Annotated in this window: 13 protein-coding genes and 1 tRNA gene; 8 read left to right on the top strand and 6 right to left on the bottom strand. The window is 67.9% G+C overall.

Translation table 11 applies throughout. The annotated features are described in order from the left end of the window. The coding region (locus HNQ05_RS02340; protein WP_221266625.1) for a hypothetical protein at window positions 1-1511 on the top strand (1511 nt) is incomplete at its 5' end. Window positions 1512-1521: 10 nt separating this feature from the next. Continuing rightward, entirely contained in the window at window positions 1522-2316 is a 795-nt protein-coding gene (locus HNQ05_RS02335) for a hypothetical protein (RefSeq protein WP_183677533.1), read from the top strand. 393 nt (window positions 2317-2709) lie between these two features. Here the strand turns inward: HNQ05_RS02335 and HNQ05_RS02330 are convergent. Continuing rightward, window positions 2710-2799 (bottom strand) — tRNA-Ser (locus tag HNQ05_RS02330). Window positions 2800-2802: 3 nt separating this feature from the next. After that, window positions 2803-4374, bottom strand: coding sequence for a tRNA lysidine(34) synthetase TilS (tilS, locus tag HNQ05_RS02325; protein ID WP_147148272.1), 1572 nt, complete (start codon window positions 4372-4374; stop codon window positions 2803-2805). A gap of 33 nt (window positions 4375-4407) precedes the next feature. Between tilS and truD the strand changes: the two genes are divergently transcribed. Next, entirely contained in the window at window positions 4408-5481 is a 1074-nt protein-coding gene (gene truD / locus HNQ05_RS02320) for a tRNA pseudouridine(13) synthase TruD (RefSeq protein WP_147148270.1), read from the top strand. Here the strand turns inward: truD and HNQ05_RS02315 are convergent. Continuing rightward, window positions 5478-5915: a hypothetical protein gene (locus HNQ05_RS02315; RefSeq protein WP_147148268.1), complete on the bottom strand. Its 438-nt coding sequence runs from the start codon at window positions 5913-5915 to the stop codon at window positions 5478-5480. The genes truD and HNQ05_RS02315 overlap by 4 nt on opposite strands. A 47-nt stretch (window positions 5916-5962) precedes the next feature. Then, window positions 5963-6157, bottom strand: coding sequence for a hypothetical protein (locus tag HNQ05_RS02310; protein WP_147148266.1), 195 nt, complete (start codon window positions 6155-6157; stop codon window positions 5963-5965). Between the two features lie 42 nt (window positions 6158-6199). On the opposite strand from HNQ05_RS02310, the gene HNQ05_RS02305 reads away from it, so the two are divergent. After that, window positions 6200-7966: a chloride channel protein gene (locus tag HNQ05_RS02305; protein WP_147148264.1), complete on the top strand. Its 1767-nt coding sequence runs from the start codon at window positions 6200-6202 to the stop codon at window positions 7964-7966. Here HNQ05_RS02305 and HNQ05_RS02300 read toward each other — a convergent pair. Continuing rightward, window positions 7897-8247 (bottom strand): alpha/beta fold hydrolase, encoded by a 351-nt coding sequence (locus HNQ05_RS02300; RefSeq protein ID WP_147148262.1) that lies wholly within the window; start codon window positions 8245-8247, stop codon window positions 7897-7899. The genes HNQ05_RS02305 and HNQ05_RS02300 overlap by 70 nt on opposite strands. Window position 8248: 1 nt before the next feature. After that, window positions 8249-9019 (bottom strand): alpha/beta fold hydrolase, encoded by a 771-nt coding sequence (locus tag HNQ05_RS02295; RefSeq protein WP_183677531.1) that lies wholly within the window; start codon window positions 9017-9019, stop codon window positions 8249-8251. Between the two features lie 27 nt (window positions 9020-9046). Here HNQ05_RS02295 and HNQ05_RS02290 point away from each other — a divergent pair, with 27 nt between their 5' ends. From HNQ05_RS02290 to HNQ05_RS02275, 4 genes are all read left to right on the top strand, one after another. After that, the gene (locus tag HNQ05_RS02290) at window positions 9047-9454 is read left to right on the top strand and encodes a PaaI family thioesterase (protein WP_147148260.1); all 408 of its coding nucleotides are present in this window, start codon (window positions 9047-9049) and stop codon (window positions 9452-9454) included. 184 nt (window positions 9455-9638) lie between these two features. Next, window positions 9639-10667, top strand: a complete 1029-nt coding sequence (aroF, locus tag HNQ05_RS02285) for a 3-deoxy-7-phosphoheptulonate synthase (RefSeq protein WP_147148258.1) — start codon at window positions 9639-9641, stop codon at window positions 10665-10667. 7 nt (window positions 10668-10674) lie between these two features. After that, window positions 10675-11745 carry a prephenate dehydrogenase/arogenate dehydrogenase family protein gene (locus HNQ05_RS02280; protein ID WP_147148256.1) on the top strand — a complete coding sequence of 357 codons (1071 nt, stop codon included), beginning with the start codon at window positions 10675-10677 and terminating at the stop codon, window positions 11743-11745. 36 nt (window positions 11746-11781) lie between these two features. Then, entirely contained in the window at window positions 11782-12228 is a 447-nt protein-coding gene (locus HNQ05_RS02275; RefSeq protein ID WP_147148254.1) for a universal stress protein, read from the top strand. The last annotated feature ends 4 nt before the right edge of the window (window positions 12229-12232 follow it).

The following is a 12232-nucleotide window of genomic DNA, read 5'->3' as shown; positions in this document are numbered from 1 at the left end:
CCATGTGCTCGTTTGATTATCGTTCTCCTTACTGGGCGCAAGAAAGCATGGGGACGTGGATCAAAGCTTCGGATGAGTCATCGGAGCGGAAGGGTTCTTTGCGCGTACGCACGCTGGGCAACGACGATGGCCTGAGGGTCGTGAGCGTTAACCTGGGAGACCGGCGTCTGCCAACCGATCATTATTGGAAGTTTGACCCGCGCGTTCCAGAGAAATGGGAATACTTGTGGAAAGACTTACTGAAAACGCAACGCGCACATATCTATATGTTCCAGGAGATGATGGTCGAGAGCTATTATTGCAGGAGTGAGAAGATTGACGCGCCAAATCAGCATTTCTGCAGCGGTCGCGAACCCCGCACCAATTACATGGAGCGGGCGCTCCGCCTAGCCTTCGGCGCTAACTGGCGCGATCATTGGGACTACGTATGCAAGGCTTACGAATGCATCGTAGTAAATACCGACATGGTTCAATTCGTGGACAAGAACGATCCGTTCTTGACGCGCTATGTGTCCTTCCGCTGGGAGAACGGGCAGGTAGTTATCGGCGATGAGAACGACGAGGATTCGGGCATTCTCCTGACTTCGGTGTGGATCAAAGGAAAAGACGGAACATGGCGGAAAACGATTCTAACCAACGACCACTTGCGTACCCCCGCAGATCCTTTTCACGGGGCTGATCTGCGTCAAGCTGCCCTGGAGTACCAGAACAGCATCATGTACCAAGGCCAGGGTGGATATCCTTACTCGCTGGATCGAAGAGGCGGCGTCCTCCCTCAAGGCGTGGGCTTTCTAGAAAGCCTGCCGGTCATTAAATGCGGAGACATGAACATCGACCATAACACCAGCATCTACGACGCTAACGACGATACGCTTGCCCTGATCACCAGTCTGGCCTTCGCATGCCCGCCCGATGCTCAAACACAAGACGAATACCGGATGATGAGCTCGCCCTATATGCTCGTCGGCAGCGAGCGCTACACTTCGGTTGCGGGTGGAGGTATGTTTGACGTTTGTGCCACGACTGGCGAGTACACAGGGACGTCGAACCTGGCAAGCAGGAGTGGGACCAGCTGGGATGGCGTAGGCGTGGACCACAATGCTGTGGGAAGTGTCTTAAACCACTATGAAGATAGTGACACCGTGGACATCACGATAAAATTATGCCCTGAACTCCGGGACAAGGCTGGCTTGAGCCGTGGGGGTACGGTGAACGTCCCAACCTGCGCATCGGCTAATGAACCTGATACGTATGTTATCCTCGATGGCCCGCTCAATTTACCTGTGCAGCTAGATGAGGATGGGAACTTGCATCTTCAGGTTCCTAAAGCCTTATATGAAAAAGGCTTCTTACTGGACAAACTTGGCTCCGGACCTACTGATTCTGGGTTGCTGGAGACAGAATTTAAATGCAGCGCAGCAACAGGAAAATGCTGCAAGAACGACTATTCGCCTTCTCAACCATACCAACCCATAGTTCCGGGGCAGACCGAGTATGAAATATGCAACTAGAACCTGGAACATGCGCTGGCTAAAGTACAGCACGTGCCTAAGACTGGGCAGATACCGCAGTCTTATGCTGCTTCTGCTAGTGTTCGCGTTGTGGGAGCAAGGCTCGATCGGCTTTCTTTTTGGAATGGCACAGAACGGCGAATGCCTCCACGGCAATGCCGTCATCCCCCCTTCCGGCGGCGGGGTCGGCCTGCCGGGTAACGAGGTCTTCGTCTCCGTGGCTCCGGGCACCGTCGAAGAACCCATAAGGATACGCATTGAGAAGGTAACACCCGAGGACGCTCCGGGGCCGATCACCGAAGGGGTGACGGTCATCAAGGGGGTCAGGATCAGCCTTCCCGACGCCGACTACAGCCAGCGGCCCTACCCGGGGCTTTTCAAGGGGCGGCCGCTGGCCGTGCGATTCAAGGCCGAGGGGTTCGTGGAAGAGCCCAACCTGTTCGGCGACTACTACACCGCCGTCTGCTTCTGGGACGACTTCGAGGGGCGAGGAACGTTTGGAAAGCTGCGGTGGGCCTGCAGCTACGGGGCCGAGTCGAAGATCGTAGAGCTTGACGGCCAGCGGTACTACGTCTACTGGCTCCACGTGATTCCCGAGGCGGGCGCTACCTCTACCTGGTGCAGTACCCCAAGGAGCTTTCCCGGCAGAACTGCGAGGCGATCGGGGGCGAGTTTATTGGGAACGATGGAGTGCCCATGTGCTCGTTTGATTATCAGTCCCCCTTCATCACTGAAGAAAGCATGGGGACGTGGATCAAAGCTACGAAAGAGTCATCGAATCGCCAGGGTAAGCCGTAACGAGTAGGCGAGCGACTATGAAACACGCCTTGGTTCGCTTCGCGGTAGCCGCGCCGGTTTTACTGGCGCCGGGGCTTGGGCTATAGGGCGTTTTCCCGTCGGCCCGGTTGGTGCGACACCGGGTTGCGGGAGCGGGCCGCGGCTGCGGCGTTCTTCGCCCCGGGCGGTGGCAAGATTGTGCTTCCTCGGTAACGAGGTGGTTCTGCTCTGACCTGAGTGGCCGTGGCGCAGCCCGTCCGCATCCGCGTGGAGAAGGTAAGCCCGGATGACCTGCCCCGGCGGGTGGAGTTGGATGAGCTGGGTTGGGCGCGGGTGGGATGATTGGCGCGTTTCAGGGAATACGGTAAGCACAGGAAGCCTCGTCGGTACGAGAAATACCGCCGACTCGGTCGGCGGTTTTTGGCGGAGGGGGCGGGATTCGAACCCGCGGTGCCCTGACGGACACACCGGTTTTCGAGACCGGCCCGTTCAACCACTCCGGCACCCCTCCAGACTAGGTTTTGGGCTCGCGAAGATCCGCGAAAAAACCCTTAAGGAGCATAGCACTTTCGCGCGCCAGGCGTCCACCCTCGAGCTCCAGGGGAACGTCCATACCGTAGCGGGTCACCGCTCCGGCCTTGGGGTTCTCAGTCGCCCAGACGAGGCGCCCTACCTGCGCTTCGATCAGCGCCCCCATGCACATGGGGCAGGGCTCGAGCGTCACGTAGAGCGTCGCTCCGGGCAGCACCTTCTCCCCTGCGCGCTCCTGTGCCGCGCGCAACGCCAGCAGCTCGGCGTGTGCGGTGGCGTCGGCGCAGGCCTCTACGGCGTTAGCCGATTCGCCCAGAACCTCACCACCCCGCACCAGCACGGCCCCGATCGGGACCTCTCCCCTACTGGAGGCCTCGCGAGCCAGCTCAAGCGCGCGGCGCATCCAGCGCCGGTCCTCGTCTTCGGGCAAGAACCGCCAGACCCAGACGACCTCCCCCTCCCGCTCGGCCACCGGCCACACCCGGCGAAGCTCGGGGGGTACGCCGCGCTCGGCCAGGAAGTCGACGAGCCGCTTGCGGATCTTCCCCGCCCGCACCCGGTCGCCGGGCTGCGCCGTCCGCAGCGCAAGCCCGGGCGGCGGGTTCGCGGCGGCCAGCAGCTCGGGGCGCCGGGGCGCCCAGACCACGCCCCCCGCCGAAGGCCGGAGCACGAAGGAGCTCAGGCTGACGCTCGCACCCGCCAGCGCCCGTTCGGCCAGCTCCAGGTAGCGCCGCTCGGGGCGCAACCCCTGGCGCTCGAGCACCCAGCGCAGCGCGCGGCGCCTGAGCGCTGCGGATGCACGCAACAACGGGGCCGTGCGCAACGCAAAAACCGGTTCGAAGCGGCGGTCGGGCACGATCCGCGCCCGCGCGAGCGGATCGAGCGCGGCGTCGTCCGCCTGCTGGCTTTCGGCATACCGCAAGAGCGCCTCGCCCGCGCGGGGGAACCGCGCGGTGACCCGCGGCCAGACCTCGTGGCGCAGGTAGTTGCGGTCGAGGCAGACCCGTTCGTTGCTGGGGTCTTCGAGCCAGTCCGCGCCACGGGCCTTCAGGAACGCGCGAAGCTCGGCGCGCGCGACCTCGAGCAGCGGACGCACCACCCGGCCCTGCCGGGCCCGGATGCCCAGGGCGCGGCCCGCCCCCCGGAACAGCTGCAGGAGCACGGTCTCAGCGTTGTCCTCCAGGGTATGGGCGGTCAGCACGCAGGCAGCCCCGTGCTTCCGAGCCACCTCGGCCAGAAAGGCGTAGCGCAGCTCGCGCGCCGCCGCCTCCAGGTTCTGCCGTTTCCGCTGCGCCACCGCGCGCACCTCCACCCGGCGCAGCTCGCAGGGGAACCCCAGCCGCCCGGCCAGTTCGCAAACGAAGCGGGCGTCCTCCGCCGAATCGGAGCGCAGCGCGTGGTCGAGGTGGGCGACCACCACCGGGCGGCCGACCCCCGCCAGCAGGTGCAAGAGCGCCACCGAGTCGCCGCCGCCGCTCACCGCGGCCACCACCGGCTCCTCACCGGGGCAGAGCGCCTCAAGGCGGGCGCGGAACCGCCGCTCCAGCTCGTTCACGCTCCTATGCTACCGCCCGTGTAGGCTGGGGCGGTGGAGCCCGAACGCCTCGTCTTCGACTTCGACCGTTACCCCTACCTGACCCAGGACCTGCCGGGGACCGGGGGACAGATAAGGGCGCAACCCGAGGACTTCTCCGTCACCGAACTGCCCGCCTACCTCCCCAGCGGCGAGGGCGAGCACCTCTACCTCTTCGTGGAGAAACGCGGGCTCACCACCCGCGAGCTCGTGGACCACCTGATCGCCTCCCTGGGCGTACCCGAGAAGACGATCGGGGTGGCCGGCCTCAAGGACAAGCACGCCGTTACCCGGCAGTGGATCAGCCTGCCGCGCCGCTACGAACCGCGCCTGGCCGAGCTGGAGGCGCTTGCGGGGGTGCGCATCCTCGAGACCGGCGCCCACACCAACAAGCTGGGTGTGGGCCACCTGCGCGGCAACCGTTTCGAGATCCTAATTCGTGACGTTCTTCCCGGGTCGGATGTTTCGGCCCGCGCGGTGCTGGATCGGCTCCTCCGGTTCGGCGTGCCCAACTACTTCGGGCCGCAGCGCTTCGGCCTCGGCGGTCAGAACCCGGTGCGCGGCTACCGCCTCGTCAAGCAGGGCAAGGGCCGCGGCCGTCCCTGGCTCAAGAAGTTCCTGATCGGCTCGCTGCAGAGCCTGCTCTTCAACGACTGGCTGGCGCTGCGGCTCGAGCGCGGTCTCTACGATCGGGTGCTCCGCGGCGACATCGCCAAGAAGCACGCCACCCGCGGCGAGTTCCGGGTCGAGGATCCGGAGGCCGAAAACCCCCGCGCGGCAACGCTTGAGATCAGCGCCACCGGACCGCTCCACGGGCGCAAGTACTTCGAGGCCACGAACGAGGCCCGGGCCCTCGAGGACGAGATCCTGGCGCGCTACGAGCTCGCGCGCGAGGACTTCCGGGCCCGCAAGGGCGCGCGCAGGCCCCTGCGCTTCCCCCTGGAGGAAGCCCGCTTGGAGGTGCGCCCCGAAGGGCTCTGGCTCGCCTTCTTCCTCCCCAAGGGCGCCTACGCCACGGCGGTGTTGCGGGAGATCATGAAAAAGAACCCCGAAGGCGAGGCCTCCGGGGTTGGGGACGAGGACGTTTAGAAGCGGTAGCCGGCCTTGAACTGGGCCACGACCGCGCTGGGCGCGCCGGCGAAGCCGTAGGCGTAGCCCAGGTCGCCGCCCACGAAGAGGGGCAGGTTCACCAGGTCGGCGAGGTCGTACTCCACGTCGCCGCGCAGGTAGGCCTGCACGCCGCCCTGGTAGCGGACGCCCACGCCGCCGCCCACCTTGACGCCCTCAGCCACGTCGAACATGTGGCGCATGGCGAAGGCGGCCTGGAAGCCCCCGGCACCGTAGCCCAGGTCCAGCGTGGGGCGCAGCGCGCCCTTCTTGGGCTGGAAGAGGATGCAGTCCCAGCTGGCTTCGACGCCGCCGAAGACGCTGCCGGCGTAGCCCGCCGAGCCCGCCACCGAGAAGTTTCCGGCCGCGAGGGCCGAGCCCATAGCCAGTACCAGTAAAACGATCCATTTTCTCATAACGGCCTACCTCCAGGATACGATGGTAGGGTATCCCGACGGCGCGGTCAAGCGCCGCGCTCGGCGAAGCAGTCGGGCCGGTCGGCCGCCGCGTGCGCGGGCAGCAGCCCGCGCAGCGTCAGTTCGCGGACCACCAGCAGCGCAAACTCCCAGACCGCCTGATCGCTCCACCCCGCGCCTTCGAGCCGCTCGAGGGTCAACCCGCGGGCGCGGGCCGCGTCCGCCATTTCTTCCCATTCCATGGGGACAAGCCTACTACACAGCCCGGCGGCCGCTGCCTTAGGATGAGGGACGTGCGCGCTCGCATCGCTGCCCCCAGGCTCGGCAAGACCGGTCGCATGCTCCTCCTCAGCCTCTTGGTGGGCGTGGTCAGCGGCCTCGGCGCCATCGTCTTCAACCTCCTGCTCGACGGGGCCAAGGAGGTGTTTCTCCTCAAGCTCGCCGGCTACCAGCCGCCGGGGCTGCCGCGCGAAGGGGGCACGCTCGTCGAATCGCTGGCGCCCTGGGGGCGCTGGCTGATTCCGGTGGCCACCACCCTGGGGGGACTGGTGGCCGGCTGGCTGGTTTTCACGTTCGCGCCTGAGGCCGAGGGTCACGGCACCGACGCGGTCCTGAAGGCGTACCACCATGCGGGCGGCAGCATCCGCGGCCGGGTGCCGGTCATCAAGACGCTGGCCTCGGCGCTGACGATCGGATCCGGCGGTTCGGGCGGCCGTGAGGGCCCCATCGCCCAGATCGGGGCCGGCTTCGGCTCGGTGCTGGCGAGCGTGCTGCGGCTGAGCGACGGCGAACGCCGCATGCTGGTGATGTCGGGGGCCGCCGGCGGGATCGGCGCCATCTTCCACGCTCCCCTGGGCGGGGCGCTCTTCGTCACCGAGGTGCTCTACCGCAAGCTCGACTACGAGACCGACGTGCTGGTGCCCGCGATCGTCTCGGCGGTGACGGCTTACTCGATCGTCGGCTACTACTACGGCTTCGGGTCGCTCTTCATCACCCCCAGCGACTACTTCGCGCACCCCCAGCTGCTGCCGCTCTACGCGCTGCTCTCGCTCATCAGCGCCGCCGGCGCCTGGCTCTTCATCCGGCTGTTCTACGGGACCGCCGAGGTCTTCGGACGCTGGCCCGTCGCCCGGTTGCTCAAGCCCGCGGTGGGCGGTCTGGCCGTGGGGCTGATGGGCATCGCGCTCCCCTACGTGCTCGACGGCGGCTACGGCTGGCTGCAGATGATCTTCATGAACCGGTTCACCTGGGGGGTGCTGCTCCTCATCGCCCTCGGTAAGATGCTGGCCACCTCCTTCTCCATCGGCTCCGGGGGCTCGGGGGGCGTCTTCGGTCCCAGCGTCATCATCGGCGCCGCGCTGGGCGGCGCGGTCGGTCAGGTTTTCGCGCAGCTCTTCCCCACCTTCGGCGTCGAGCCGGTGCACTTTGCCCTGGTGGGGATGGCCGCCTTCTTCGCCGCCGCCGCCAAGACGCCGCTATCTTCCATCGTGATGGTGACCGAGATGACCGGCTCCTACGGGCTGCTCGTCCCGCTCATGCTCTCGAGCTTCCTGGCCTACCTGGTGCTCAGGCCCGACGAAACCCTCTACCGCTCGCAGGTGCCCGAACGCATCGACAGCCCGGTGCACGCGCACGAGTACATGCGGGCGGCGCTGGTCAACCTCAAGGAGCGCGGCCTCGCCATCCCCAGCGACGTCCCCCTGCCCGACGTGGCCCGCCTGCTGGAGACGGGCCAGCCGGTGGTGCTCGATCCCGAGGGCGAAGAGGTCATGTTTACGCTCGAGCTCGAGCCCAACCACCCCTGGGTGGGGCGGCGGATCTTCGAGCTCGACCTTCCCCCGGACGTGCTCGTCATCTCGGTCATGCGCGAAAAGGCCGACAAGGTCGTCATCCCCCGCGGGCACACGAGGCTCGAGGCCGACGACCGGCTGATCCTGGTGGGACCCGCCTACGCCTCCCAGGAGCTGATGGAGCGGCTGGCTCAGGAGAAGGAGGCGTCGGAGCAGGCGGGCGCGGGCGTCACCGAGAGCCCCAACCGCTCCGAGAGGTAGAGGCCCAACCCCTTGGCGCGCGGATGCACCCACAACTCGGCGTCGGTAAGGTGCAGCAGCACCAGCAGCGTCACCAGGTGTTCGGCGAGCTCGTCCTCGCTCAGCCCTTCGGGACCTTGGGTGCGGCCGTGCCCCGGCAGGTCGGCCGCGAGGTAGCGGCGGCCCTCCGGCAGCCGGCAGCCGCGCCAGTCGTCCGCGCTGTAGGCGATCAGCACCGTGTCGGGGCCCTCGCCCCAGCGGTCGTAGACCACGTTGGTGCCGTAGACGTTCAGGTAGGGCATCTCAGCGGGGCGCCTCCGGATCGAAACGCAGCAGCGGCGGTGCTTCGTCTTCCTCCTCCGCCTGCCATTCCGCCGGACCCTCCACGAACTCGCGGTAGCGCTCGATGAAACCGCGGGCCACGCTCGTGGCCTCGCGCGGGTTCTCCCAGAAGCTGAAGTGGCCCGCTCCGTCGAGGGTGACGAGGATGCCCTTCAGCTCGGGCACCCACTCGGTCACCTCGTGGGCGTAGCGCATGGGGGCGAAGGCGTCCTCCGCGCCCACCACGCTCATGACCGGCAGCTGCTGCAGGGTGCGCAGCCAGCGGCGCTCGTCGCCCAGCTCCACCAGGGAGCGCGCCCAGGCGGCGACCCCTGCGGGCGCGAGCCCCTCCCGCCAGGCTGCGATCAGCTCCTCACCGCGCTCGAGCATCAGACTGCCGAAGAAGAGGGGCCGCGCCACACGGGCGAACCCCTCGATGCCGCCGGCGTCCAGGGCCCAGGCGAGGGCGCGGGCGCGCGCCTTCAGGGCCGCGTCCGAGCGGGCGTAGGGCGAGAACCAGGTCAGGCTGCGGGCGCGCTTCTCGCTGGCCAGCCGCACCGCCGCCAGCCCCGCTTCGAAGGAGGCGACCAGGTGCGCCTCCTCGGGCAGCTCGGTGGCCCACGCCTCCAGCTGCTGCGCAGGCGTGGGCCGGCGTTCGAGCTCGACGTGCGCGTACCCCTCGAGCCGTTCGGCCAGCATCCGGAAACCGCTCGGGGGGCTCAGGTACCCCGGAAGGTAGGCGATCGTTTCCACCCCCGTATCTTGGCATAGAATGGCGGCGTGACCGCACTCGACCCCGAACTCCTGCAACGCCCCGGCCTCGACCGCACCCTCGGCGTCGAGTACCTGGAAGTCGGCCCCGAACGCGTGCGCGCCGCGCTTACCGTCGACGAACGCCACCTGCAGCCCTTCGGCTACCTCCACGGCGGCGTCAACGTGGCCTTAGCCGAGAGCGTGGCCAGCGTGGGGGCCACCGTCGCCGCGCCCACGGGGCAGGTGGCCTTCGGGCTGGAGATCAACATGAACCACCTGCGGCCGGTACGGCCGGGCGACCGCATCGTCGCCACCGCCGAACCGCTGCACCGCGGCCGCTCCACCCAGGTCTGGGCCATCGAGGTGCGCGATGCCCGCGACCGGCGCGTCGCCGTCGGCCGCTGCACCCTCGCCCTGCGTCCGCAGGACGCTTGACAGCCGGGCGGCGGCTTGATGTAAGGTTATGCATATGCGTCGTACCGCACGCAACGCACAGCGCAAGGGGGGTGGGGCCATGGAAGACGGCTATCCCGGCTATCCCCGCCCGGCATCGGTTGCGCGTCGTGCCTGCGATCGCGCATAAGCCCCAGACCTCTCGAAAAACCAAGGAGCCCCCGCCATGCTGATCGTTACCAAGCCCGGCATTTCCCAGGAAACCTTTGAAGCCCTGCTCGCCGAGATCAAGCGTCAAGGCTACACCCCGCACGTATCCGAAGGCGAGTCCCACACGCTGATCGGCGCGATCGGCGCGCCGCCCACCCCCGAGCTGATGGAGCATTTCCGCGCCCTCCCCGGCGTGGACCAGGTCATCCGCATCTCCAAGCCGCACAAGCTCGCGAGCTGGGAGGTGCATCCCGAACCCACGGTGCTCGACTTTCCCACGGGGCGCACCGGCAACGGCCACTTCATGGTGGCCGCCGGACCCTGCGGCGTCGAGTCGCGGGAGCAGATCCTCGCCGCCGCCCGCTACGTGAAGCGGCACGGCGCCCAGATGCTGCGCGGCGGCGCGTTCAAGCCGCGGACCAGCCCCTACGCCTTCCAGGGCCTGGGCCGGGAGGGACTGGAGCTGCTCGCCGAGGCGCGCGCCGAGACCGGCCTGCCGGTGGTCACCGAGGTGACCAGCCCCGACCTGGTGGACCTCGTCGCCGAGTACGCCGACGTGCTCCAGATCGGCGCCCGCAACGCCCAGAACTTCGCCCTCCTCAAGGCCGCCGGCGGTTCCGGCAAGCCGGTGCTGCTCAAGCGCGGCATGAGCATGACCCTGGACGAGTTCCTCATGGCCGCCGAGTACGTTCTCAGCGAGGGCAACCCGCAACTCGTGCTGGTGGAACGGGGCATCCGCACCTTCGAGAAGGCGACCCGGTTCACCCTCGACGTCTCCGCGGTGCCGGTGCTCAAGGCGCAGACCCACCTGCCGATCTGGATCGACCCCTCGCACGCCGCCGGCACCCGCGAGTACGTGACCCCGCTGGCGCTCGCGGGGATCGCCGCCGGGGCGGACGGCATCATCGTGGAAACCCACCCGAACCCCGGCGAGGCCAAGTCCGACGCCGCCCAGCAGCTCCCCGAGGAAGCCTTCGCCGACCTGATGCAGGCGGTCCGGCGCCTGCTTCCGGCGGTGGACAAGGCGCTGGCGGTGTCCGCCTAGAACGGCCGTGTTCGCGCGCGTCGGCATCTTCGGAACCGGCCTGCTGGGCGGGAGCGTCGGCCTGGGTCTGCGCGAGCGCTTCCTCGCCGAGGAGGTCGTGGCCTACGACCCCGACCCCACGGCACTGGAGGCCGCCCTCGCCCTGGGCGCGGCCGACCGCATCGAGACCCGGCTGGGGCCCTGGATCGCCGAGCTGGACCTGGGCGTCCTCGCCGCCCCCGTGGGGGCGCTCGAAGCGCTGGGGCGGGAGGTCGCCCGCTACGCCGCCCCGTCCACCCTCTGGACCGACGTCGGCAGCGTCAAGGCGCCGGTCGTGGCCGCGCTCGAGCCGCTGCTCCCGCGTTTCGTGGGCGGCCACCCGATGGCCGGCAGCGAACGGGCCGGCGTCGAGAACGCCCACGCCGGTCTGCTGCAGAACGCGGCCTGGATCCTCGCCCCTTCCCGCCGCACCGCCGCGGAGGACCTGAAGCAGCTGGAGCGGCTGGTGGAAGCCCTGGGGGCCTACCCCCTGCTCGTCGCCCCGGAGCTGCACGACCGTCTGGTGGCGCGGGTCTCCCACCTCCCCTACCTCCTCGCCGTGGCCCTGAACCGCATCGTGGACGCCGATCCCAACCGCGAGACCCTGATGTTCCTGGCGGCGGGCGGCTTCCGCGACCTGACCCGGGTGGCCTCGGGGTCGCCGCGGATGAGCCGCGACATGGTCGTGGCCAACCGCGACGCCCTGCGCGAGGCCGCGCGCGACCTCAAGGCGGTGCTCGACGAGCTGGTCGCGGTGCTCGACGACCCGGAGCGGCTGCTCGAGCTGGCGCAGGAAGCCAAACGGCTGCGCGACGGCCTGCCGGTGGTGCGCCGCAGTCTGCTGCCGGTCCAGCACGACCTCGTCGTCGCCGTCCCCGACCGCCCCGGAGAGCTCGCCCGCATCACCAGCGCCCTGGGCGAAGCCGGCGTCAACATCCGGGACATCGAGGTGCTCAACGTCCGCGACGAGGGCGGGGCCATCCGCCTGGGCTTTACGAGCGCCGAGGAGAAACGGGCGGGGCGGCGGGTGCTCGAGTCCATTGGCTACCGCACGCGCTAGCCGCGTTATAATGAGAGCAAAGAAAAGGAGGGGACCATGTACAAGCGCGTGCTCCTTCCCACCGACGGTTCGCCGTGCAGCGAACAGGCCCTGCGCGAGGGGTTCGAACTCGTCAAGAGCTGCGGGGCCGAGGCCACCGTGCTCTACGTGATCGAAAACCCGCTGCTGACCCTGCCCATGCTCCCGGAGGGCATACCCTACGAGGCCGACCTCTACGAGGACCTGAAGAAGGCCGCGGAGGAGGTGCTGGCCTCGGCGCGGAAGATCGCCGAGGAGGCGGGGGTCCCCGTCAACACGATCATGCACGAGGGGCAGCCGGTGCCGACGATCGTCGAGTTCGCCAAGGACTACGACCTGATCGTCATGGGCACCCACGGACGCGGCGGTCTGGAGAAGCTGATCCTGGGATCGGTGACCGAGGGCGTGCTGCACCGGACCGAAACCTCGGTCTTGGTCATCCACTGCAAGCGAAAACGCGCGTAATCGG

Origin of the sequence: Oceanithermus desulfurans (assembly GCF_014201675.1) — a bacterium.
Classification (GTDB): Bacteria; Deinococcota; Deinococci; order Deinococcales; family Marinithermaceae; genus Oceanithermus; species Oceanithermus desulfurans.
This window is presented reverse-complemented; position numbering and strand designations above follow the sequence as displayed.

Coding starts and splice junctions, on each gene's coding strand:
- HNQ05_RS02335 (WP_183677533.1), top strand. CDS start 1,522: ATGCGCTGGCTAAAGTACAGCACGTGCCTAAGACTGGGCAGATACCGC.
- HNQ05_RS02315 (WP_147148268.1), bottom strand. CDS start 5,915: ATGAGAAAATGGATCGTTTTACTGGTACTGGCTATGGGCTCGGCCCTC.
- HNQ05_RS02310 (WP_147148266.1), bottom strand. CDS start 6,157: ATGGAATGGGAAGAAATGGCGGACGCGGCCCGCGCCCGCGGGTTGACC.
- HNQ05_RS02305 (WP_147148264.1), top strand. CDS start 6,200: ATGAGGGACGTGCGCGCTCGCATCGCTGCCCCCAGGCTCGGCAAGACC.
- HNQ05_RS02300 (WP_147148262.1), bottom strand. CDS start 8,247: ATGCCCTACCTGAACGTCTACGGCACCAACGTGGTCTACGACCGCTGG.
- aroF (WP_147148258.1), top strand. CDS start 9,639: ATGCTGATCGTTACCAAGCCCGGCATTTCCCAGGAAACCTTTGAAGCC.
- HNQ05_RS02275 (WP_147148254.1), top strand. CDS start 11,782: ATGTACAAGCGCGTGCTCCTTCCCACCGACGGTTCGCCGTGCAGCGAA.